Raw genomic sequence first — 22,850 nt, 5'->3', positions numbered from 1 at the left:
CCATCCACACCAGTTCACCCCTTACCACGGCGGGCGGCCCACCGAGCGGCTACGGTCGTCCCATGGCTCCCGCCCGTCCCCGCGTCACCGACGACCAGCGCCGCGCCCGCCTCGCGGTCCGCCACCACCTGGCACCGTCCGCCCGCGCGGCGACGGTCGAGGAGGTCGCGGCGTCCCTCACGGCCCTGCACGGCACCGACCCCGCCACCGTCCACCTGGCGGCCGGCGCCCGGCTCACCGCCGAGGCCGCTCCGCACGGCCCCGTACCGGCCATGGAGCGGGCCCTGTACGAGGACCGCACCCTGGTCCGCATGCACGGCATGCGCCACACCGTCTTCGTCGTCCCCACCGCCCTCGCCCCGGTGGTCCAGTCGTCCACCACGCACGCCGTGGCCGCGCGCGAACGCGCCTCGTTCCTCAAGCAGGTGACCGCGGGCAGTGACCTCACCGTCGACTGGCTGGCGGAGGTGGAGGACGCCACCCTCGCCGCCCTGGAGCGCCTCGGCGAGGCGACGGCCACCGAACTGGCCGGCGAGGAGCCGCGCCTGCGGGAGCGGTTCACGTACGGCCCGGGCACCCCCTACGCCCAGCAGCAGGCCGTCTCGTCACGCCTGCTGCGGGTCCTCGGCACCGAGGGGCGGGTGGTACGCGGCAGGCCGCTCGGCGGGTGGACGTCCAGCCGGTTCCGCTGGGCCGTCGCCCCACCGCTGCCCGACCTCCCGCCGGCCGAGGCGCGGGCGACGCTGACCCGCCACTGGCTGGCCACGCACGGCCCGGCCACGGAGGCCGACCTCACGTGGTGGACGGGCTGGCGCGTCACCGACGCCCGCAAGGCCCTGGCGGCCGTCTCGGCGCAGGAGGTCACCCTCGACGACACCACGACCGCCTACGTCCTCCCGGACGACGCGGACGCCCCGGACGCCCCGGCCCACGCCCCGGACGCCCCCGGGGCCCCGGCCGCCGCCGGACCCTGGGCGGCGCTGCTCCCCGCCCTGGACCCGACGGCCATGGGCTGGCGCGAGCGCGACTGGTACCTCGACCCGGACCACCGCCCGGCCCTCTTCGACCGCAGCGGCAACATCGGCCCCACCGTCTGGTGGAACGGCCGGATCGTCGGCGGCTGGGCGCAGCGCCCGGACGGCGAACCGGTCTGGCGCCTGCTGACCGACCCCGGCGCCGAGGCCCGGGCCGCCGTCGAGGCGGAGGCCGCCCGCCTGCACACGTGGCTGCACGGCACCCGCGTCACCCCCCGCTTCCGCACCCCACTGGAACGCGAGCTCTCCGCCTGACCGCGTCCCGCCCCCTTCGCCCACGGGGGCACGACGCACGACGACGCCGGCCCCGGCCCGCCGCCCCGCCCGCGGGACACGACGCGCGAACGCCGCCGGCCGCGCCCTCCCCCGAGGGGGACGGCGCGGCCGGCGGCGCAGGCGAGCGGGGCGCGGCCGAAGGCGGCCGGGCCCGGGGCGCTCTAGAGGTCGAAGTAGAGCTCGAACTCGTGCGGGTGCGGGCGCAGCTGGATCGGGGCGATCTCGTTCGTGCGCTTGTAGTCGATCCACGTCTCGATCAGGTCGGACGTGAAGACGCCACCCGCCTGCAGGTACTCGTTGTCCGCCTCCAGGGCCTCCAGGACCGCGGGGAGGGACGTCGGGACCTGGGCGACGCCCGCGTGCTCCTCGGGGGCGAGCTCGTAGAGGTCCTTGTCGATCGGCTCGGCCGGCTCGATCTTGTTCTTGATGCCGTCGAGGCCGGCGAGGAGCAGTGCCGAGAACGCCAGGTACGGGTTCGAGGACGGGTCCGGGGCGCGGAACTCGACGCGCTTGGCCTTCGGGTTCGAGCCGGTGATCGGGATGCGCATCGCGGCGGAGCGGTTGCGCTGCGAGTACACGAGGTTGACCGGGGCCTCGAAGCCGGGGACCAGGCGGTGGTACGAGTTCACCGTCGGGTTGGTGAAGGCCAGCAGCGACGGGGCGTGCTTGAGGATGCCGCCGATGTAGTAGCGGGCGGTGTCCGACAGGCCGGCGTAGCCCTGCTCGTCGTAGAAGAGCGGCTCGCCACCGGCCCACAGGGACTGGTGGACGTGCATGCCCGAGCCGTTGTCACCGAAGATCGGCTTCGGCATGAAGGTCGCGGTCTTGCCGTTGCGCCAGGCGACGTTCTTCACGATGTACTTGAAGAGCATCAGGTCGTCGGCGGCGGCGAGGAGCGTGTTGAACTTGTAGTTGATCTCCGCCTGGCCGGCGGTGCCGACCTCGTGGTGCTGGCGCTCGACCTGGAGGCCGGCCTTCTCCAACTCCAGGGAGATCTCGGCGCGCAGGTCGGCGAAGTGGTCGACCGGCGGGGCCGGGAAGTAGCCGCCCTTGTAGCGGACCTTGTAGCCGCGGTTGTCCTCGACCGCACCGGTGTTCCAGGCGCCGGCCTCGGAGTCGATGTGGTAGAAGCCCTCGTTCGCCGAGGTGGCGAAGCGGACGCTGTCGAAGACGTAGAACTCGGCCTCGGGGCCGAAGAACGCGGTGTCGGCGATGCCGGTGGAGGCGAGGTACGCCTCGGCCTTCTTCGCGATGTTGCGCGGGTCGCGGCTGTACTGCTCGCCCGTGATCGGGTCGTGGATGAAGAAGTTGATGTTCAGCGTCTTGTCCCGGCGGAACGGGTCGAGACGCGCCGTCGACAGGTCCGCGCGCAGCGCCATGTCGGACTCGTGGATGGCCTGGAAGCCGCGGATCGACGAACCGTCGAAGGCGAGCTCCTCGGACGGGTCGAACGCCGTCGCCGGGATCGTGAAGTGCTGCATCACTCCCGGGAGGTCACAGAACCGGACGTCGACCATCTTGACGTCGTTGTCCTTGATGAACTTCTTGGCCTCGTCGGCGTTCTGGAACATCCAACTCCTCCTACTCCCACCCGGGGGAGGGCGGGGTTGCAGCTCGATCGTGCGGCCAGTGCGGTGGCACACGGTGGACCCGACCATAGGGACGCGTGATTTCTCAAGCATGACCCATTTGTTTCGCCCAAGTTAACCGGCGCGGCCCCCACCGGTGGCCGCGGCCGGGGGGAACGGCGGCCCGTGGCGACCCGGACCCTGTCGATCGGGGAGGGGCGCAGTACCGTGTACGGGTGGACAACAGGCAAGCAATCGGATCGTGGCTCTCGGGACCGCGTGCGGCGGCCGAGGAGATGGGCGCCGACTTCGGCTACCGGGGCGAGCGGCTCGGGCTGCCGGAGGAGGGGCCCGGCTCCGTCGCCCCACTCGGACGCCGGTTCGGGGCGCTCTTCATCGACTGGTCCCTGTGCATGCTCATCGCATACGGGCTGATCACCGGAGGTGACTGGAGCGCGTCGGGCAACTGGGCCCTCGGTGTGCTCTTCGTCCTCGGTGTCCTGACCGTCGGGACCGTCGGCGCCACCCCCGGCAAGCGGCTGCTGGGCCTGCGCGTCATCGCCGAGGACGGCCGGCGGCTCGGCTTCGGGCGCGTCGTCGTCCGTACGGCGCTGCTGTGCCTCGCCGTCCCCGCCCTGGTCTGGGACCGCGACGGCCGCGGCCTCCACGACCGGCTCGCCCGCGCCGTGCAGGTGCGCGCGCACTGACGGCAAACGCCGGTACCGGACGGAATGCGCTGACGGGACCCGGCCGGTGCCGGACGCAGGCACCGACGGAACCCGGGCGGGACGTCCCGCCCGGGCCGTGGTGGGCCGGTCAGCGGGACTTCCCGCCGCGCGGCATCCGCATGCCCTTGGGCATGGGGCCCTTCGGCAGCGGCATGTTGCTCATGAGGTCGCCCATGGCGCGCAGCCGGTCGTTCGCCACGGTCACCTGGGCGGCCGTGAGCACCCGCGGCAGCTTCAGCATCGTCGTGCGGACCTTCTTCAGCGGCACCTGGCCCTCGCCGTCACCGACGACGATGTCGTGCACCGGCACGTCGACCACGATCCGGGCCATGCGCTTCTTCTCGGCCGCCAGCAGGCTCTTCAGCCGGTTCGGGTTGCCCTCGGCCACGAGGACGATGCCGGCCCGGCCGACCGCGCGGTGCACGACGTCCTGGCTGCGGTTCATCGCCACCGCCGGGGTGGACGTCCAGCCGCGTCCCACGTTCTGCAGGACCGCCGCGGCGGCGCCCGGCTGGCCCTCCATCTGCCCGAAGGCCGCCTGCTCGGCCCGCCGCCCGAAGACGATCGCCATCGCGAGGAAGGCCAGCAGGAAGCCGAGGATGCCCAGGTAGACCGGGTGCCCGATCAGGAAGCCGATCGCGAGGAGGACGCCGAAGACGACGATCCCCACGCCCGCGATGACAAGCCCGACCTTCGGGTCCGACCGCCGGGTCATCTTGTACGTGAGGGCGATCTGCTTCAGTCGCCCGGGGTTCGCAGCAGCGTCACTGCTGTCTGAGTGTGACTTCCTCGCCATGCTCAGAAGTTTACGTGGCCGACGACGTCCGGCTCGCCGCGGCCTCCAGTACGTGCTCCGCCTCGACCCGCGCCCGGGCGCGGCGGCGGTCCTCCAGCACGGACGTCCAGGCGTTGCGCCGGGCGGTGCGCTGGCCTCCGGCCAGCAGGAGCGCCTCGACGGCGCGCAGGGCACCGGAGACGGACGGGAGGGCGTGGGCGCGTACCTGCTGCTGCTGCCTCGCGGCCTGCATGTCGGTTGTCCCCCTCGGAGAGTGGGCGGATGGGGTGGAGCGGGAGCGCCCGGGGGTGCCGCGGAGGCGCGGCGGACCCTGGCGGTGCGTGACTCCATCGTCACCCACTGGTGTTACCAGCGCGTGTCCGGCCGGTCAAACGGCGGCGACGTCCGGGCGCCGCCCGTGCGCCACCGCCACCGGCGTCCACCTGCGGCGGGGCGTACGGGCCGGCGCCCCGGCCGTGCCGGACGTCACACCGCGGGGGCCGCCGGGGCCGCCTGTGCGGCGGTGGGCCGCGCCGCCGCGCCGCGGGCCTCCATGGCCTGCTGGAACAGCCGGCCGGCGCGGTACGACGAACGGACCAGCGGGCCCGACATGACCCCGGAGTAGCCGATCTCGTCGGCCTCCTCCTTCAGCTCCACGAACTCCTGCGGCTTGACCCAGCGCTCCACGGGGTGGTGGCGGACCGACGGCCGCAGGTACTGCGTGATGGTGATCAGCTCGCAGCCCGCCTCGTGCAGGTCGCGCAGGGCCTCGCTGACCTCCTCGCGGGTCTCGCCCATGCCGAGGATGAGGTTCGACTTCGTGACGAGGCCGGCCTCGCGGGCCTTGGTGATGACCTCCAGCGACCGCTCGTAGCGGAAGCCGGGGCGGATGCGCTTGAAGATCCGCGGCACGGTCTCGACGTTGTGCGCCAGCACCTCGGGGCGGGACGAGAAGACCTCGGCCAGCTGCTCGGGGACGGCGTTGAAGTCGGGGATGAGCAGCTCGACCTTGGTGTGGCCGCCCTCGCGCCCCGCCGTCATGGCGTGGATCTGCCGCACCGTCTCCGCGTACAGCCAGGCGCCGCCGTCCTCCAGGTCGTCGCGGGCGACGCCGGTGATCGTGGCGTAGTTCAGGTCCATCGTGACGACGGACTCGCCGACGCGGCGGGGTTCGTCCCGGTCGAGGGCCTGCGGCTTGCCGGTGTCGATCTGGCAGAAGTCGCAGCGCCGCGTGCACTGGTCGCCACCGATGAGGAACGTCGCCTCCCGGTCCTCCCAGCACTCGAAGATGTTCGGGCAGCCCGCCTCCTGGCAGACCGTGTGCAGGCCCTCGCTCTTGACGAGCTTCTGCAGCTGGTTGTACTCGGGGCCCATCTTCGCCCGGGTCTTGATCCACTCGGGCTTGCGCTCGATGGGGGTCTGGCTGTTCCGGACCTCCAGGCGCAGCATCTTGCGTCCGTCGGGTGCGACTGCGGACACGGCTGGCTCCTACGGCTTCGATTCTTCGGCGAACACCAGGGTACGCCCGTCAAAAGTGCGGCCTTACGTCTGGCCAACCTCGGGCCAGTGGGTCGCATTCCCCCCAGGTGGGAGGTGGTCAGACGCTCGCCGCCCCCTCGGCCGCCGGTACCGACGCGGCCCTTCCGGCCGCGTAGTCGGCCGCGTCGCCGACCGCGCGCGGCCGGAGCTCGGCGTTCTCCAGCACGTCCCGCAGGTGCCGCTCCACGACGGGCAGGACCTCCGCGATGGTGAGGTCGCGGCCCAGCTCGGCGGAGAGGGACGTCACCCCCGCGTCGCGGATGCCGCACGGCACGATCCGGTCGAACCAGGTGTTGTCCGGGTTCACGTTCAGTGCGAAGCCGTGCATGGTGACGCCCTTCGCGACGCGGATCCCGATGGCCGCGAGCTTGCGGTCCTCGCGCCGCTGGCCGGCGTTGGAGGGGGCGTACTCGGGCCCGTTCAGCCGCGGGTCGAACTCGTCGTCCTGGAGCCGGGGGTCGAGGTCCAGCGACAGCCCGCCGAGCGCGGGCCGCTCCTCGACCGGGTCGCCCAGTACCCAGACCCCGCTGCGCCCCTCGACGCGGGTGGTCTCCACGCCGAACTCCGCCGCCGTGCGGATCAGCGCCTCCTCCAGGCGGCGCACGTGCGCGACCACGTCCACCGGGCGGGGCAGCTTCAGGATCGGGTACCCCACCAGCTGGCCGGGGCCGTGCCAGGTGATCTTGCCGCCGCGGTCCACGTCCACGACCGGGGTGCCGTCCAGGGGGCGCTCGCTCTCCTCCGTGCGCCGCCCCGCCGTGTACACGGGCTGGTGTTCCAGCAGCAGGCAGGTGTCCGGCGCCTCGTCCGCGAAGCGGGCGGCGTGGACCTCGCGCTGCCGCTCCCACGCCTCCTGGTACTCCACGGCGTCCCCGCCGAACCCCAGATGGACGAATCGCAGCTCACTCACGGCACCGTCTCCCTAGAAAAGCGCGTCCCACGCCCCTGCCACTGTACGGGCGGGGCCGGGAGGCCGACCGGGCAGGGTTGGGGCGCCGGAACGGGCCCGTCCGGCACCCCCGGGGGACCGCCCGCCGCGGCGCCGCCCTGCCCGTCAGCGCCACCCCCAATCCTCACACGATCGGATGAATGTGGGGCGAAGGTGGCGGTATCGGCGTCGGCGACGGTTAAATTCGCGCCGTTCCAAGGGGGCTGCACCCCGGCCCGGAAGGCAGGAGACCGCACAGCTGATGACGGATCGACCCCCGCAGCGCAACCCCAACCGCCAGCTCGCCGCACTGATCGCGGAAGCCGGGTTCTCCAACGCAGGTCTTGCCAGACGGGTGGATCAGCTCGGACTCGAGCACGGACTCGACCTCCGCTACGACAAGACCTCGGTCACCCGCTGGCTGCGCGGTCAGCAGCCGCGCGGCACCACCCCCGCCCTGATCGCCGAGGTGTTCACCCGCCGCCTGGGGCGGCGGCTGTCCGCCCAGGACCTCGGGCTCGACGCCTGCGCGCCGGTCTACGCCGGCCTGGAGTTCGCCGCCACGCCCGAAGAGGCGGTCGACATCGTCAGCGGGCTGTGGCGCAAGGACTCCGGCAGCCACGCCGAGCTGCGGAAGATCGCCTTCACCCCGGCGGGGCTGGTCGTCCCCAGCCGGGACTGGCTGATCGGCCGCGCCGACGAGCGCGTCGGCCGCGGCGAGTCCGGCCCCCGCGCGCCCCACCCGGCCGGCGGTCCACCGGGCGGGCAGGCCGCACCGGGCGCCCCACCCGCGGGCGGCCGGGTACCCCCGCAGGGCCGCCCGCCCGCGGCGCGCGGCGCGGCACCCCCGGCACCCCCGCGGGCACCGGAGCGCCCGCGGCACCCGTCGGCCCCGGTGGACCGGGCGGTCCGGGGGGCACCGGTGGTCCACCGGGCCGGGGCCCGCAGGGCGGTCCCGGGGGCCCCGGCCCCGGGGGCGCGCCCGGCAGACCCGGCGCGCCCGGGCCCGCCGGCCCCGCCGTGGCCTGCGTGCCCCGCCAGCGCGGCACCGAGCGCGGCCCCGGCCAGCGGGTCACCGGCGGGGACATCGCCGCCCTCCGCTCGGTGGCCGAGCTGTTCCGCACGCTCGACCACGCGTACGGCGGTGGCCACGCCCGGCAGGCCCTCGTCCGGTACCTGGAGCACGAGGCCGAACCCATGCTGCGCGGCAGCTACGGCGAGACCACCGGGCGACGGCTCTTCGGCGCGGCCGCGGACCTGACGCGGCTGGCCGGGTGGACGTCGTACGACATCGCCGCGCACGGCCTCGCCCAGCGGTACTTCGTGCAGTCCCTGCGGCTCTCCCAGGCGGCCGGCGACCGCGCGTACGGCTCGTACGTCCTGGTCACCATGAGCCGCCAGGCCGTCTACCTCGGCCACGGCCGTGAGGCCGTGCAGCTGGCGCGCGTCGCCCAGCAGGGCGTCGGCGCGTCGGCGCCGCCCGCCGTCCAGGCGCTGCTGCACGCCGTCGAGGCGCGCGGCCACGCCGTGCTCGGCGAGGTACGGGCCTGCACCGCCTCGCTCGTGCGCGCCGAGCGGGCCCTGGAGGGCGCCCGCCCCGGCGAGGACGTGCCGCACTGGGCGCGCCCCTTCGACGAGGCGCAGCTCGCGGACGAGTTCGCGCACTGCCACCGGGACCTCCAGCAGTTCCGGGCCGCCGCGCAGCACGCGGAGCGCGCGCTCCAGCTGTACCCCACCGGGTACGCGCGCAGCCGGGCCTTCTGCCGGGTCGTCCTCGCGGGCGCCCGGCTCGGCCTCGGCGAGCTCGACCAGGCGTGTGCGCTGGGCGCGGAGGCCGCCCAGCAGGCGTCCGAGATGCGCTCGGCCCGCGCGGTGGAGTACGTGCGCGACTTCGAGCGGCGGCTGGAGCCGTACCGGGAGGCGGCGGCCGTCCGGACCTACCGGGACCGGGTGGCCGCCATCGGGTAGCCGCCGGCGGTGCCCGGCACCCGCGACGCACACCGCGCCGGGCGGGCGGACGGGCCGGACGGCCGGACGGGAGGGCGGGCCGGACGGGAGGGCGGGCCGGACGGGAGGGCGGGCCGGACGGGAGGGCGGGGGAGGAGCCGCGGCACGCGCGGTCGCCGACAGCGGCCGGCAGGGCCCGTGCCCCGGAAGACCGGGGCACGGGCCCTGCCCGTACGGCGGGCTGGCACGGGCCCTGCCCGTACGGCGGGCTGGCACGGGCCCTGCCCGTACGGCGGGCTGGCACGGGCCCTGCCCGTACGGCGGGCCGAGCCACGGTGGTCCCGCGCGGCCCCGGGACCGGTGGTGACCCCGGGCCCGGTGGTCGGGCGGCGCTCGGTGGTTCGGGCGTGGGCGTCAGGCGGCCGCCGCCTCCAGCCGGCCGGACAGCTTGGCCGGCGGCATGCCGAGGTCCCGGAGGATCGCCTGGGCCGCGCGGTGGCCCGAGTGGAGGGCGCCCTGCGGGGTGCTCACGTCGCGGTGGTCGCCGCACACGTACAGGCCCGCCAGCAGCCGCACCGGCCGGCGCAGGTCGTGCGGGGCCGGCATGGCCGGGACGGCCTCCGGGTCGTGGCGGACGGCCAGCAGCTCCCAGTCGCCGGTCCCCGTGCCGTACAGCCCCGCCAGGTGCCGCCTGGTCCGGGCGTCCAGGTCGTCCGGGGGAGTGCCCAGGACCGTGGAGGTGACCAGCACCCGGCCGGCCGGCGCGCGCGACGGGTCGACCTCGCTCATCACCGCCGTGTGCGACACGGGCCCCGACCGGTCGGCGTCCAGGACGAGCGCCGGGGCGGCCAGCGGCGTCACCGGGGCCGTGTGGTGCAGCACCGTCACCGGGTGGAACTCCGGCACGCGCAGTCCGGGCAGCAGTTCGGCGGCGGCCCGGGCACCGGTCGCCACGACCAGGGAGCGGCAGGCGAACTCGCCGTGCTCGGCCGTGAGGACGCGGCTGATGGAGGCGTCCTTCACCCGCACGCCCGTCCGTACCGTCCCGGGCGGCAGCGTGGCCGCCATCCGTTCCGGCAGCTCGGCCGCCCCGCCGGCCGGGACGCACAGCCGCCCGCGGGCGAAGGAGCGCAGCGTGAGGTCGGCGCACCGGCTCGATGTGGTGAGGTCCGGGTCGCAGAGCAGGGCGGTCAGCAGCGGGCGCAGGAACGTGGTGACCGTCCGCGGCGGCAGCCCGCGGGCCGCCAGGGCCTCCAGCGCGGACCGCTCGCGGCGGGCGAGCAGCCGCTCGGTCGGCGTCCCGGCGAGCCGGGCGAGCGAGGCGCCGAGACGCGCCTGGTCCAGCGGGCGCGGGCCGCCCGCCAGGGCCCGGGCGCGGGTCAGCGCGGACCGGGCGCCGCCCCGCACCTCACCGGTGCGGTGCAGCCGGCCGGCGCTGTGCACCAGCACCCCCGGCTGGAAGCGGCGCAGGTCACCGGTGTCCATGCCCGCCGCGCGGTGCGGCTCCAGGTAGGAGGTGTTGAGCAACTGTGCGACGTGGTCCAGACGGAACCCGTCGACGTGGTCGGTGGCCATTCGCCCGCCGACGTGCGGGGCGGCCTCCAGCACCCGGACCTCGAGTCCGGCGCTGGTCAGGTGGTGGGCCGCGGCGAGACCCGCGAGCCCGGCTCCGACGATGACGACGTCCGCGTGATCTGCGGTACTGAGCACGTGACCCTCCCCGGGTGACGGTTCGGTGCGTGGGTGGCTCATGCCCTGGACAGGCCCCCGGAATGCCCGAGTTCGGGACAACGGCGTCCCGAGCGGCACCCGAGCGTAGGGCGCTCCTGCGGCGGGGGGCAGTCGCGCGCACGGGGGGACACCGAAGCACGGAGGTCGCACACACGTACTGCCCCGTGGGCGGCGCCGCACGAGCCCTTCCCGCGCGGCGGCCGGAAGCGGGCGGACCGCGCGGACGGACGTCCCCGGCGCCGGGTCCTCCTACCGATTGTCCCTCCGGCCGCCCGGCAGGCCCGCGTCACCGGGGCCCGCCCACGGACGGCGGCCGGGGCGTACCGGGGTGGACGGCCCCGCGGCGGGCTCCTCCGCCCCGTTTGACCCGGCGGGCGTCCCGCCCCGGCGCACGGCCGGATCCCGCCCCCGGGCCCCGGAGGCGGCGTCCTGCCCGTCGGGTGCCGGGGCGCCGGGTGCGCCGGGCACGCCCGCCGGGGTGCCGGGTGCGCCGGCCGGGTGCCGGGTGCGCCGGGCACGCCCGCCGGGTGCCGGGTGCGGCCTCACGCCGCCGGGGTGCCGGGTACGCCAGGGGGCGGGGTCACGCCCGGGCCCGGCACCGGGTGCGCGGGCGTCACGCCGCCGCGCGGATCGCCGCGTCCACCGTCGGGAAGGCGAAGCGGAAGCCCGTCCCCAGCAGGCGCCCCGGCAGCACCCGCTGGCTGCCCAGGACGTCGGCGGCGAAGTCACCGAGGGCGATCCGCAGGGCGGGCGCGGGGACGTGCAGGAACGCCGGGCGGCGCAGGACCCGGCTCATCGCCTCCGTCACCTCGCGGTTCGTCACCGGCTCCGGGGCGGTCAGGTTCACCGGCCCGGCGAGCCCCGGCGTGTCGACGAGGTGCCGCAGCGCCGCCACCTCGTCGTGCAGGGCGATGAAGCTCCAGTACTGGCGCCCGTGCCCGAGGCGGCCCCCGAGGCCCGCGCGGAACAACGGGAACAGCCGCCCCCACGCGCCGCCCTCCCTGGCGACCACCAGGCCGGTCCGGGCGTACGCGACGCGGATCCCGGCCTCCTCGGCCGGCGCGGCCGCCGCCTCCCACTCCACGCACACCGACGGCAGGAACCCGTCGCCCGCCGGCGCTGACTCGTCCACGGCGCGCGCCCCGGTGTCGCCGTAGTAGCCGAGCGCCGACCCGCACACGAGGACCTTCGGCGGTTCGTCCAGCGACGCCACCGCCTCCGCGACGGCGGCCGTGCCGAGCACCCGGCTGTCGCGGATCTCGCGCTTGTACGCCTCCGTCCAGCGCCGCTCGCCCACCCCCGCGCCCGCCAGGTGCACGACGGCGTCGCACCCGGCGAGGCCCGACACGTCGACGTACCGGCGCCGCGGATCCCACGCGACCTCGTCCGCGCCGCGTGCGGGCCCGCGGACCAGCCGGACGACCTCGTGCCCGTCCGCCCGCAGGGAGCGCACCAGGGCGGAACCGATCAGTCCGCCGGCGCCCGTGACGGCGACGCGGGAGCGGGCCGGGGGCGACGCGGGCGGGGGTGGGGCGGGCGAGGGGCCCGGGCGGGAAGGAGACATGACCCCATCCTGCCCGCGTGGCACAGTGACGCCCATGACGCCCTCCCCGATACGCCCCGCGCGCCCCTCGGACGCCGACGCGCTCAGCCGCCTCGACCACGACACGTGGTCCACGCTCCACGCCGTCATGCCACGCCCGCTGCCACCGTTCGACCCCTTCTTCGACGCCGACCACCGCCCGGAGGACTACCTCGTCGCGGACCTCGGCGACGGCCCCGTCGGATACGTCAGGATCGGCTTCGCCACGCGGCTCGCCTGCAACACCCACGTGCGCCAGGTGCAGGGCCTCGTCGTGGCGGAGTCCGCCCGGGGGCGCGGGCTCGCCCGCGGATTGCTGCGCGCCGCCTGCGACGAGGCGCGCCGCCGCGGGGCAACCCGGATCACCCTGCGCGTCCTCGGCCACAACAAGCCCGCCCGCGCCCTGTACGAGTCGGAGGGGTTCGCGGTCGAGGGCGTCCTGCCCGGGGAGTTCCTGTTGGGCGGCGCGTACGTCGACGACGTCTTCATGGGCCGCGCCCTCACCCCCTGACGCCCGGCCGCCGAACCCCCGCAGCCGCGGCCCGGCCGCCGAACCCCCGTGGGGCGCCGGTCAGCCGCCGAAGCGGTCCCACAGCCGCGGCAGCCGTCCCGCCAGCGCCGTGTCGTCGTCCACGTCGAGCGGCTCGCCCGCCGGGTCCGCCGGCTGCGGCGGGATCCCCAGGTCGGGTGCGTCCGTACCGGTGAGCTGCTCGTACGCCTCGTCCGCCGCGTACCCCAGCTCCTCGCCGTCCCCGTCGAGCTCCGGGTCGAAGTCCTCCAGCAGCTCCGCGAGCGCCTCCGCGTCGTGGACCGCGCCCTCGAACACCTCCCGGCCCTGGCCGATCAGCCAGCACCGGAAGTAGTCGAACGCCTCGTCGCCCGCGCCGCCCAGCAGGACCGCCGCGGCGGCCCACAGGTCCCACGTGTACGCGCGGTTGTAGCGGACCTCGAAGTGGCGGGCGAAGTCGAGCACGGAGTCGGGGTCGAGCCGCACCAGCCGCTCCACGAGCAGCTCGGCGTGGTCCTCGGGGTCGCCCTCGGCGGCCTCGCGGGTCGAGTCGACGATCTCCCAGAACTCCGTCTCGTCCATCACGGGACCAGCATCCGGTGTGCCGGGGGACGGCGCACGCCGGGGCGGGCGGAACGGGAGGGTCGGGAACGGGGCGCCGCCGGCGAGCCGCGGGGCCGCCGGGGATCCGCGAGCGGCCGCCGCGGGTCGTCCGGGCCGCCGGGATCCGTCAACGGCCACCGGAGGGAACCGGGGCGAATACCGGACAGGAGATGTCGCCTTTGCGTGCGACGGTCGTCCCATGACCACCAGCGACATCGACCACCAGCAGACGCGCCCGCTCACCGGAACCGTCGCCCTCGTGGCCGGGGCCACGCGGGGCGCGGGACGCGCCATCGCCGTCCAGCTCGGCGCCGCGGGCGCCACCGTCTACGCCACCGGACGCACCACCCGCACCCACGCCAGCGAGGTGGGCCGGCCCACCGAGACCATCGAGGAGACGGCCGAGCTCGTCACCGCCGCGGGCGGCGAGGGCATCGCCGTACCGGTCGACCACCTGCGGCCCGAACAGGTGCGCGCGCTCGTCGCCCGCATCGACGAGGAGCGGGGCCGGCTCGACGTCCTCGTCAACGGCCTGTGGGGCGGCGACCACCTCATCCCGTGGGGCAAGAAGATGTGGGAGACCGACCTCGACCAGGGCCTGCGCATGCTGGACCTCGGCATCCGCAGCCACGCCATCACCAGCAGCTGCGCCCTGCCCCTCCTCATCCGCAACCCGGGCGGGCTCGTCGTGGAGATGACGGACGGGACGGCCGAGTACAACACGCGCTTCCGGGAGAACTTCTACTTCGACCTCGCCAAGTACGCCCCGCTGCGCATGGCGTTCGCGCTGGGCGAGGACCTCAAGGAGGTCGGCGCCACGGCCGTGGCGCTCACCCCCGGCTACCTGCGCTCCGAGGCGATGCTCGACCACTACGGCGTAGGTGAGGAGAATTGGCGCGACGCCCTCGCCGACGAGCCGCACTTCGCCATCGCCGAGTCACCGGTGTACGTCGGCCGGGCGGTCGCCGCGCTCGCCGCCGACCCCGAGCGGCACCGGTGGAACGGCCGGTCCCTCTCCAGCGGCCAGCTCGCCCGCGAGTACGGCTTCACCGACGCCGACGGGTCGCAGCCGGACGGCTGGGCGTACTTCATCGAGGTCGTCCACGGGGGCAAGGACGCCACCGCCGACGACTACCGGTAGGACCGGCGGCGGAGCCCCGACGGCCGCGCTACCGGTAGAGCTCCGCCATCCGGGCCGCCGCGCGGGCGAACAGCTCCCGCAGCGGGGCCGGTTCCAGCACCTCCGCCTCCGCCCCGAGGCGGAGGAGCTGGCCGTACGCGACCTCCTCGGACTCCACCGGGAGCGTCACCGTCACCCGGCCGTCCCCGTCCGGTGGGCCGGCCGCCTCCAGCGCCTCCCGCGCGGCGGCCCGGTCCGTCACGTACGGCAGCTCCCGCGCGCCGGCCTCCGTCAGCCGCACCACCGCCCGCGCGCGCAGGAGCGAGCGGGCGAACCCGGCCGCCCGCTCCTCCCAGAAGGCGGGCAGGTCGAACTCCGCGTCCCGGTCGAACCGCGCCCCGTCGAGCGCCACGGCCGTGAAGCGGTCCACGCGGTACACGCGGAAGTCCGTGCCGACGCGGGCGCACAGGTACCAGACGCCCGCCTTCAGCACGAGCCCGTACGGGGCGAGCTCCCGCTCCACCTCCGTGTCGCCCCGGCGGTAGCGCGCCCGGACCAGCCGGTCGTCCCACACCGCCTCCGCGACCGCCGGCAGCAGTCCGGGCGTCTCCGGCTCCTGGTACCAGCCGGGCGCGTCCAGGTGGAAGCGCTGCGCCACCGCGACCGGCGCGTCCCGCAGCGACGGCAGGAGCGCCGCCGAGACCTTCAGCCGGGCCGCCGACGCCGCGTCGTCCAGCCCCATCTCCCGCAGCGCCCCCGGCACCCCGGAGAGGAACAGCGCCTCCGCCTCGCTGCGCGCCAGGCCGGTCAGCCGGGTCCGGTAGCCGCCGACCAGCCGGTAGCCGCCGGCGCGGCCCCGGTCGGCGTACACGGGCACCCCGGCCTCCGAGAGGGCGAGCGCGTCGCGGGTGACGGTGCGTTCCGACACCTCCAGTTCGGCGGCCAGTTCGGCGGCGGTCATCGACGGCCGGGACTGGAGCAGGAGCACCATCTTGATCAGCCGGGCAGCGCGCATGGGCCCATCCTGCACGAAGCCCCCGCCCGGCTCGGCCGGGCGGGGGCCTCGGGGTCGCGCGTACGCCTACAGGCCGTAGCGCTCCCGGGCGTCCTTCACCGCGGAGGCCGGGACCTCGCCGCGCTTGGCGAGCTGGGCCAGGGCGGCGACCACGATCGAGGGGGCGTCCACGCCGAAGTGGCGGCGGGCGGCCTCACGGGTGTCCGACAGGCCGAAGCCGTCGGCGCCGAGCGAGCTGTAGTCCTGCTCGACCCACTGCGCGATCTGGTCCGGTACCTGGCGCATGTAGTCGCTGACCGCCAGGACCGGGCCCCGGGCGTCGGCCAGCGCCTGGCGCACGTACGGCACCCGCTCCTCGCCGCGCAGCAGGGCCGCGTCGGCCTCCAGCGCGTCGCGCCGCAGCTCCGTCCAGGAGGTCGCGGACCACACGTCGGCGGTCACGCCCCAGTCGGCGGCCAGCGTCTGCTGGGCCTGGAGCGCCCAGTGGATCGCCGTGCCGGAGGACAGCAGCTGGATGCGCGGCGCGTCCTCGGCGCCCGAGCCCTCGCGGAACCGGTACAGGCCCTTGACGATGGCCTCGTCGATGCCCTCGACGGCCGGCTTGGCGGGCTGCGGCATCGGCTCGTTGTACACGGTCAGGTAGTAGAAGACGTTCGGGTCCTCGCCCGGGGCGCCCTCGCCGTACATCCGGCGCAGACCGTCCTTGACGATCACGGCGACCTCGTAGGCGAACGCCGGGTCGTAGCTGAGCGCCGCCGGGTTGGTCGCCGCGATGACGGGGGAGTGGCCGTCGGCGTGCTGGAGGCCCTCACCGGTCAGCGTGGTGCGGCCGGCCGTGGCGCCGACGAGGAAGCCGCGGCCGAGCTGGTCGCCGAGCTGCCACATCTGGTCGGCGGTCCGCTGCCAGCCGAACATCGAGTAGAAGATGTAGAAGGGGATCATCGGCTCGCCGTGCGTCGAGTACGCGGTCGACGCGGCGATGAAGTCGGCCATCGAGCCGGCCTCGGTGATGCCCTCGTTCAGGATCTGGCCGTTGACGGCCTCCTTGTAGTACATCAGCTGGTCGCGGTCGACCGGCTCGTACGTCTGGCCCTTCGGCGAGTAGATGCCGAGCGAGGGGAAGAGCGACTCCATGCCGAACGTGCGGGCCTCGTCCGGGACGATCGGGACCCAGCGGCGGCCGGTCTCCTTGTCGCGGACCAGGTCCTTCACCAGCCGGACGAACGCCATCGTCGTGGCGACCGACTGGGAGCCGGAGCCCTTGTCGAAGGCGGTGAACACCTTCTCCGCCGGGGCCGGCAGCGGCGCGACGGGGTGGACGCGGCGGGCCGGGGCGGGGCCGCCGAGGGCGGCGCGGCGCTCCTGGAGGTAGCGGACCTCGGGGGCGTCGGCGCCCGGGTGGCCGTAGGGCACCTGGCCGTCGGCGAAGGCGCTGTCCGGGATGGGCAGGCCGAGCAGGTCGCGCATGTCCTTGAACTCGTCCACCGAGAGCTTCTTCATCTGGTGGTTGGCGTTCTTGGAGGCGAAGCCGCGGCCGAGGGTGTGGCCCTTCACCGTCTGGGCGAGGATCACCGTCGGCGCGCCCCGGTGGCCGAGCGCGGCCTTGTACGCGGCGAAGACCTTGCGGGCCTCGTGGCCGCCGCGCGAGGTGTGGAAGCACTCGACGATCTTGTCGTCGGACAGCAGCTTCGCCATCTCGACGAGCGCCGGGTCCTTGCCGAAGAAGTCCTCGCGGATGTAGGCGGCGTCACGGGTCTGGTACGTCTGCACCTGCGCGTCCGGCACCTCGCGGAGGCGGCGGACGAGCGCGCCGGTGGTGTCGAGCCGGAACAGCTCGTCCCACGCGGTGCCCCACAGCGACTTCACGACGTTCCAGCCGGCGCCGCGGAACTGGGCCTCCAGCTCCTGCACGATCTTGAAGTTGGCACGGACGGGGCCGTCGAGGCGCTGCAGGTTGCAGTTGATGACGAAGGTGAGGTTGTCGAGGCCCTCACGCGCGGCGAGCGCGAGTGCGGCGGTCGACTCCGGCTCGTCCATCTCGCCGTCGCCGAGGAAGGCCCACACGTGCGAGGCGGAGACGTCCTTGATGCCGCGGTTGGTGAGGTAGCGGTTGAACCGCGCCTGGTAGATCGCGGAGAGGGGGCCCAGGCCCATGGAGACCGTGGGGAACTCCCACAGCCACGGCAGGCGCCGCGGGTGCGGGTAGGAGGGCAGGCCGTTGCCGCCGGACTCCTGACGGAAGTTGTCCAGCTGCGCCTCGGTGAGCCGTCCGTCGAGGAAGGCGCGGGCGTAGATGCCGGGGGAGGCGTGGCCCTGGATGAACAGCTGGTCGCCGGAGCCGTCCCGCTCCTTGCCGTGGAAGAAGTGGTTGAAGCCGGTCTCGTAGAGCCACGCGGCCGACGCGAAGGTGGCGATGTGACCGCCGACGCCGTACTTCGCGCCGCGGGTCACCATGGCGGCGGCGTTCCACCGGTTCCAGGCGGTGATGCGGGCTTCCATCTCCTCGTCGCCGTCGAAGCCGTAGCCGGCCTCGGCGGAGGTGGGGATGGTGTTGACGTAGTCGGTCTCCAGCAGCTTCGGCAGCGCCAGACCGGCGCCCTCCGCCCGCTCCAGGGTGCGGCGCATCAGGTACGCGGCGCGGTGCGGCCCCGCCGCGGCGGTCACGGCGTCGAGGGACGCCTGCCACTCGGCGGTCTCCTCGGGGTCGCGGTCCGGGAGCTGGTCGAGCTCGCTCGGCTGGATGCGGGTCGGGTCGGTCATAGTCGCCGCCTTCCGGAGTCGAAGGGGTGGGGAGCCCTTGGTCTTGGCAGGACAGGGCGAAGGACCTCTGTTGAAGTCCGCCGACGACTGTACGGCCGTGATCGATGATCGATCAAAGGGGGAGGGGCAAAATCTTATGTCAACGGCAAAGTCGGCATCGGGTGCCATGATTGTGGGCACCGGGTGCCGTGTTTTCGCAGGGATGGGCGTACGGGTGAGCGCGGTCACCGCAGGATGAGCGCGAGCCTGCCGGGCCGCCGGCCGGCACCGGTCGTCGGCCGGCACCGGTCCGCCGGGCGGCGCCGGGCGGCGCGGGCGCTGCGGGCGCTGCGGGCGCTGCGGGGGTGCGGCCGATCCGGGGGCGGCGGGCACGGCGGCGGCCCCGCCGGCCTTGACGGGGTGCGTGCGCCGGCCGGGGGGAGCCGGGGGTCGTGGGCCGCCTGCGGGCCGTGTGTGCCGGTGAGGGGGGGTGGGGGCGCCGGGGCGCGGGAAGGCCGCGTGCGGGCCGGTGTGGGGCCCGTACGGCCCCGGTGGGGTCTCCCCGGAGGTTCCCCCCGACCGGGTCACCCGGCCGCGAGGGCCTCGTGGGGGCCGGGGGAGCCGGGTGCCCCGTCTACGCCCGGGGGGCGCAGCCCAGGACGTGGGCCTTTACCAGCCCGCCGATCTCCGGGTCCCGGCGGCGGAAGGCCGCCACGAGGTCCTGGTGCTCCTGCGCGTACTCCTTCTGCACCGTGCCGAGCCAGCGGATCGACAGGGCCGTGAAGACCTCGATCCCCAGCCCCTCCCAGGTGTGCAGCAGGACGGCGTTGTGCGCGGCTCGGACGAGCTCGCGGTGGAAGGCGACCGTGTGCCGCACCTGCGCTGTCCCGTCGCCGTGCGCGTCCGCCTCGTACAGCGCCGCCACGTGCGGTTCCAGCGCCGAGCAGTCCGCCGCCAGGCGCTCCGCCGCCAGCTCCGCGGCGATCTGCTCCAGGCCCGCCCGCACCGGGTAGGACTCCTCCAGGTCGGCGGCCGTGAGGTTGCGTACGCGCACGCCCTTGTTCGGCGCCGACTCGATCAGCCGCAGGCTCTCCAGCTCGCGCAGCGCCTCGCGCACCGGGGTCTGGCTGACCTGGAGCTCCGTCGCGATGCGGCGCTCCACGATCCGCTCGCCCGGCTTCCACCGGCCGCTGACGATCCCCTCCACGATGTGCTCGCGGATCTGTTCGCGCAGCGAGTGCACGACGGGGGGCGGGGTGGTCATGGAGGGGGCTCCTTCGCTGCCGCGGCGGTCGACGCCATCGCGGCCATTATTCCGCCCGGCCCCCGCCCGGACGACGACGGCGCCCCCGCGCCGGCAACTGCCGGGCGGGGGCGCCGTGTTGGACGCGTGTCAGCCGAGGGGGCTCACAGGCCGAGGTCGACCTCGAACTCGCCGGCCTCCAGGATCGCCTTGACGGCCGTCAGGTAGCGGGCCGCGTCGGCGCCGTCCACCAGGCGGTGGTCGTAGGAGAGCGTCAGGTACGTCATGTGGCGCACGGCGATCGTCTCGCCGAGCTCCGGGTGGTCCACGACGACCGGGCGCTTCACCGTGGCGCCGATGCCCAGGATGGCGACCTGGTTCGGCGGGACGATGATGGTGTCGAACAGCGCGCCGCGCGAGCCGGTGTTGCTGATGGTGAAGCTCGCGCCGGCCAGCTCGTCCGGGGTGATCTTGCCGGCCCGGACCTTGCCGGCCAGGTCGGCCGTGGCCTTGGCGACACCCGCGATGTTCAGGTCGCCGGCGCCCTTGATGACCGGCGTCATCAGACCCTTCTCGGAGTCCACGGCGATGCCGATGTTCTCCGAGTCGAAGTACGTGATGGTGCCCTCGTCGTCGTTGATCCGGGCGTTGATGACCGGGTGGGCCTTCAGCGCCTGGGCCGCCGCCTTGACGAAGAACGGCATCGGGGAGAGCTTGACGCCCTCGCGGGCGGCGAAGGCGTCCTTCGCGCGGTTCCGCAGCCGCATCAGCTTGGTGATGTCGACCTCGACGACCGAGGACAGCTGCGCCTGGCCGTGCAGGGCCTTCATCATGTTGTCGCCGATGACCTTGCGCATGCGGGTCATCTTGACCGTCTGACCGCGCAGCGGGGACGCCTCCAGGGCCGGGGCCTTGGCGGCGGGCGCGGCGGCCTGGGCCGGGGCGGCAGGGGCCTTCGCGGCCTCGGCGGCGGCGATGACGTCCTGCTTGCGGATGCGGCCGCCGACCCCGGTGCCCTTGACCGAGCCGAGGTCGACCCCATGCTCGGAGGCGAGCTTGCGGACCAGCGGGGTCACGTACGCGCCCTCGTCCGTCGCCTGGGCGGCGGGAGCGGACGGGGCCGGAGCGGCCTGCGCCGGAGCGGGCTGGGCCGGCGCGGCGGCGGCCGGAGCCGGAGCCGGAGCCTGGGCAGCCGGAGCCGGAGCGGGCTGCGCCGGGGCGGGCTGCGCCGGAGCGGCGGGGGCCGGAGCCGGAGCCGCCGGAGCCTGGGCAGCCGGAGCCGGAGCCGGAGCGGTCTGCGCCGGGGCGGCCGGAGCCTGGGGCGCGGGCTCGGGCTCGGCGGCCGGGGCGGGCGCGGCCTGGGCGGGCTCGGCGGCCGGAGCGGCACCGGCCTCACCGATGACGCCCAGCTTGGCGCCGACCTCGGCCGTCTCGTCCTCACCCACGACGATCTCCAGCAGCACGCCGGACGTCGGGGCGGGGATCTCCGTGTCCACCTTGTCGGTGGAGACCTCCAGCAGCGGCTCGTCGGCCTCGACCGACTCGCCGACCTGCTTCAGCCAGCGCGTCACGGTGCCCTCGGTCACCGACTCGCCCAGCGCGGGCAGGACGACCTCGGTGCCCTGCGCGCCACCGGCCGGGGCGGCGGGCGCCTCGGCCTGCGCGGGGGCGGCGGGGGCCTCCTCCGCCTGGGCGGGGGCGGCCGGGGCCTCGGCCTGGGCCGGGGCGGGCTCCGGCGCGGACTCCTGGGCGGGAGCGGCGGCCGGCGCCTCGGCGGCAGGGGCCTCGGCAGGGGCCTCGGCCTGGGCGGGGGCGCCCGAGCCGTCGTCGATGACGGCCAGCTCGGCGCCGACCTCGACGGTCTCGTCCTCGGCGACCTTGATGGAGGACAGGACGCCGGAAGCGGGGGCGGGGATCTCGGTGTCGACCTTGTCGGTGGAGACCTCGAGCAGCGGCTCGTCGGCCTCGACGCGCTCACCCTCGGCCTTCAGCCAACGGGTGACGGTGCCCTCGGTGACGCTCTCGCCGAGCGCCGGCAGGGTTACGGAAACCGGCATGGTTTCACTTGCTCCTAACGAACTTGTGCGGTGTGTGGTCGCGCCCGGTGACTGGTGCGTCAGTCGTGGGAGTGGAGGGGCTTGCCGGCCAGGGCCAGGTGGGCCTCGCCGAGCGCCTCGTTCTGCGTCGGGTGGGCGTGGACGAGCTGGGCGACCTCGGCCGGCAGCGCCTCCCAGTTGTAGATCAGCTGGGCCTCGCCGACCTGCTCGCCCATGCGGTCGCCGACCATGTGGACGCCGACCACCGCACCGTCCTTGACCTGCACGAGCTTGATCTCGCCCGCGGTCTTGAGGATCTTGCTCTTGCCGTTGCCGGCGAGGTTGTACTTCAGGGCGACGACCTTGTCCGCGCCGTACAGCTCCTTGGCCTTCGCCTCGGTGATGCCCACGGAGGCGACCTCGGGGTGGCAGTACGTCACCCGGGGCACACCGTCGTAGTCGATCGGGACCGGCTTCAGACCGGCCAGCCGCTCCGCCACCAGGATGCCCTCGGCGAAGCCGACGTGCGCCAGCTGCAGGGTGGGGACGAGGTCGCCCACGGCCGAGATCGTCGGCACGTTGGTGCGCATGTACTCGTCGACCAAGACGTAACCGCGGTCCATGGCGACGCCCTGCTCCTCGTAGCCCAGGCCCTGCGAGACCGGGCCGCGGCCGATCGCGACGAGCAGCACCTCGGCCTCGAAGGTCTTGCCGTCCGCGAGGGTGACCTTGACTCCGGCGTCGGTGTACTCGGCGCTCTGGAAGAAGGTGCCCAGGTTGAACTTGATGCCGCGCTTGCGGAAGGCGCGCTCCAGCAGCTTGGAGCTGTTCTCGTCCTCGACCGGGACCAGGTGCTTGAGGCCCTCGATGATCGTGACGTCGGCCCCGAAGGACTTCCACGCCGAGGCGAACTCGACGCCGATGACGCCGCCGCCCAGGATGATGGCCGACTCGGGGACCCGGTCGAGGGTCAGCGCGTGGTCCGAGGAGAGGACGCGGTTGCCGTCGATCTCCAGGCCCGGCAGCGACTTCGGCACGGAGCCGGTCGCCAGCAGCACGTGGCGGCCCTCGACGCGCCGGCCGTTCACGTCCACCGAGGTCGGGGAGGAGAGGCGGCCCTCGCCCTCGATGTAGGTCACCTTGCGGGAGGCGACCAGGCCCTGCAGGCCCTTGTACAGGCCGGCGATCACGTCGTCCTTGTACTTGTGGACGCCCTTGATGTCGATGCCCTCGAAGGAGGCCCTCACACCGAACTGGTCCGCCTCGCGGGCCTGGTCGGCGATCTCACCGGCGTGGAGCAGGGCCTTGGTGGGGATGCAGCCGTTGTGCAGGCAGGTGCCGCCGAGCTTGTTCTTCTCGATCAGTGCGACGTCCAGGCCCAGCTGCGCACCTCGCAGGGCCGCGGCGTAACCGCCACTACCACCGCCGAGGATCACTAGGTCGAAAACGGTGCTGGCGTCGTTCGCCACGTCACGTCC

17 protein-coding genes and 1 pseudogene are annotated in these 22,850 nt (G+C 74.7%); 5 read left to right on the top strand and 13 right to left on the bottom strand.

Annotated features, from left to right (window positions below; translation table 11 throughout):
* The first annotated feature begins 62 nt into the window (after window positions 1–62).
* The gene (locus NRO40_RS07605) at window positions 63–1,289 is read left to right on the top strand and encodes a winged helix DNA-binding domain-containing protein (RefSeq protein ID WP_058945353.1); all 1,227 of its coding nucleotides are present in this window, start codon (window positions 63–65) and stop codon (window positions 1,287–1,289) included.
* Between the two features lie 182 nt (window positions 1,290–1,471).
* On the opposite strand, the gene glnA is transcribed toward NRO40_RS07605, so the two are convergent.
* Entirely contained in the window at window positions 1,472–2,881 is a 1,410-nt protein-coding gene (glnA, locus tag NRO40_RS07600) for a type I glutamate--ammonia ligase (protein ID WP_058945354.1), read from the bottom strand.
* A 233-nt stretch (window positions 2,882–3,114) separates the two neighbouring features.
* On the opposite strand from glnA, the gene NRO40_RS07595 reads away from it, so the two are divergent.
* Window positions 3,115–3,585 (top strand): RDD family protein, encoded by a 471-nt coding sequence (locus tag NRO40_RS07595; RefSeq protein ID WP_079047544.1) that lies wholly within the window; start codon window positions 3,115–3,117, stop codon window positions 3,583–3,585.
* A gap of 109 nt (window positions 3,586–3,694) precedes the next feature.
* Here the strand turns inward: NRO40_RS07595 and NRO40_RS07590 are convergent, their stop codons facing one another.
* From NRO40_RS07590 to lipB, 4 genes are all read right to left on the bottom strand, one after another.
* Window positions 3,695–4,402, bottom strand: a complete 708-nt coding sequence (locus NRO40_RS07590) for a DUF4191 domain-containing protein (RefSeq protein ID WP_058945356.1) — start codon at window positions 4,400–4,402, stop codon at window positions 3,695–3,697.
* Between the two features lie 10 nt (window positions 4,403–4,412).
* On the bottom strand, window positions 4,413–4,634 hold the full coding sequence (locus NRO40_RS07585; RefSeq protein ID WP_058945357.1) for an SCO2195 family GlnR-regulated protein: 222 nt from the start codon (window positions 4,632–4,634) through the stop codon (window positions 4,413–4,415).
* A 233-nt stretch (window positions 4,635–4,867) separates the two neighbouring features.
* Complete coding sequence (gene lipA / locus NRO40_RS07580; protein WP_058945358.1) at window positions 4,868–5,860, bottom strand: lipoyl synthase; 993 nt, start codon at window positions 5,858–5,860, stop codon at window positions 4,868–4,870.
* A 118-nt stretch (window positions 5,861–5,978) separates the two neighbouring features.
* Window positions 5,979–6,830: a lipoyl(octanoyl) transferase LipB gene (gene lipB / locus NRO40_RS07575; protein WP_058945359.1), complete on the bottom strand. Its 852-nt coding sequence runs from the start codon at window positions 6,828–6,830 to the stop codon at window positions 5,979–5,981.
* 280 nt (window positions 6,831–7,110) lie between these two features.
* Here lipB and NRO40_RS07570 point away from each other — a divergent pair.
* Window positions 7,111–8,816 (top strand): annotated as a pseudogene (locus tag NRO40_RS07570) (regulator).
* A 393-nt stretch (window positions 8,817–9,209) separates the two neighbouring features.
* On the opposite strand, the gene NRO40_RS07565 reads toward NRO40_RS07570, so the two are convergent.
* Together NRO40_RS07565 and NRO40_RS07560 are read right to left on the bottom strand one after the other, a co-directional pair.
* Complete coding sequence (locus NRO40_RS07565) at window positions 9,210–10,505, bottom strand: NAD(P)/FAD-dependent oxidoreductase (protein ID WP_058945255.1); 1,296 nt, start codon at window positions 10,503–10,505, stop codon at window positions 9,210–9,212.
* A gap of 634 nt (window positions 10,506–11,139) precedes the next feature.
* On the bottom strand, window positions 11,140–12,090 hold the full coding sequence (locus NRO40_RS07560; protein WP_079047530.1) for a TIGR01777 family oxidoreductase: 951 nt from the start codon (window positions 12,088–12,090) through the stop codon (window positions 11,140–11,142).
* 34 nt (window positions 12,091–12,124) lie between these two features.
* Here NRO40_RS07560 and NRO40_RS07555 point away from each other — a divergent pair, with 34 nt between their 5' ends.
* Window positions 12,125–12,619 (top strand): GNAT family N-acetyltransferase, encoded by a 495-nt coding sequence (locus tag NRO40_RS07555; RefSeq protein WP_058945256.1) that lies wholly within the window; start codon window positions 12,125–12,127, stop codon window positions 12,617–12,619.
* A gap of 60 nt (window positions 12,620–12,679) precedes the next feature.
* Here NRO40_RS07555 and NRO40_RS07550 read toward each other — a convergent pair whose 3' ends face one another.
* Entirely contained in the window at window positions 12,680–13,198 is a 519-nt protein-coding gene (locus tag NRO40_RS07550; protein WP_058945254.1) for a DUF4240 domain-containing protein, read from the bottom strand.
* Window positions 13,199–13,418: 220 nt separating this feature from the next.
* Between NRO40_RS07550 and NRO40_RS07545 the strand changes: the two genes are divergently transcribed.
* A complete protein-coding gene (locus tag NRO40_RS07545) occupies window positions 13,419–14,360 on the top strand; it encodes an SDR family oxidoreductase (RefSeq protein WP_058945253.1) in 942 nt (313 codons plus the stop codon).
* Window positions 14,361–14,388: 28 nt separating this feature from the next.
* Here NRO40_RS07545 and NRO40_RS07540 read toward each other — a convergent pair whose 3' ends face one another.
* From NRO40_RS07540 to lpdA, 5 genes are all read right to left on the bottom strand, one after another.
* A complete protein-coding gene (locus NRO40_RS07540; RefSeq protein WP_058945252.1) occupies window positions 14,389–15,354 on the bottom strand; it encodes a helix-turn-helix transcriptional regulator in 966 nt (321 codons plus the stop codon).
* 66 nt (window positions 15,355–15,420) lie between these two features.
* The gene (gene aceE / locus NRO40_RS07535; RefSeq protein WP_058945251.1) at window positions 15,421–18,114 is read right to left on the bottom strand and encodes a pyruvate dehydrogenase (acetyl-transferring), homodimeric type; all 2,694 of its coding nucleotides are present in this window, start codon (window positions 18,112–18,114) and stop codon (window positions 15,421–15,423) included.
* Window positions 18,115–18,727: 613 nt separating this feature from the next.
* Window positions 18,728–19,357: a GntR family transcriptional regulator gene (locus tag NRO40_RS07530; RefSeq protein WP_058945250.1), complete on the bottom strand. Its 630-nt coding sequence runs from the start codon at window positions 19,355–19,357 to the stop codon at window positions 18,728–18,730.
* A gap of 143 nt (window positions 19,358–19,500) precedes the next feature.
* Window positions 19,501–21,393, bottom strand: coding sequence for a 2-oxoglutarate dehydrogenase, E2 component, dihydrolipoamide succinyltransferase (gene sucB / locus NRO40_RS07525; protein WP_257375355.1), 1,893 nt, complete (start codon window positions 21,391–21,393; stop codon window positions 19,501–19,503).
* Window positions 21,394–21,452: 59 nt separating this feature from the next.
* Window positions 21,453–22,841: a dihydrolipoyl dehydrogenase gene (lpdA, locus tag NRO40_RS07520; protein ID WP_058941307.1), complete on the bottom strand. Its 1,389-nt coding sequence runs from the start codon at window positions 22,839–22,841 to the stop codon at window positions 21,453–21,455.
* Between the last annotated feature and the right edge of the window lie 9 nt (window positions 22,842–22,850).

This window comes from Streptomyces changanensis, from assembly GCF_024600715.1.
Lineage (GTDB): Bacteria > Actinomycetota > Actinomycetes > Streptomycetales > Streptomycetaceae > Streptomyces > Streptomyces changanensis.
This window is presented reverse-complemented; position numbering and strand designations above follow the sequence as displayed.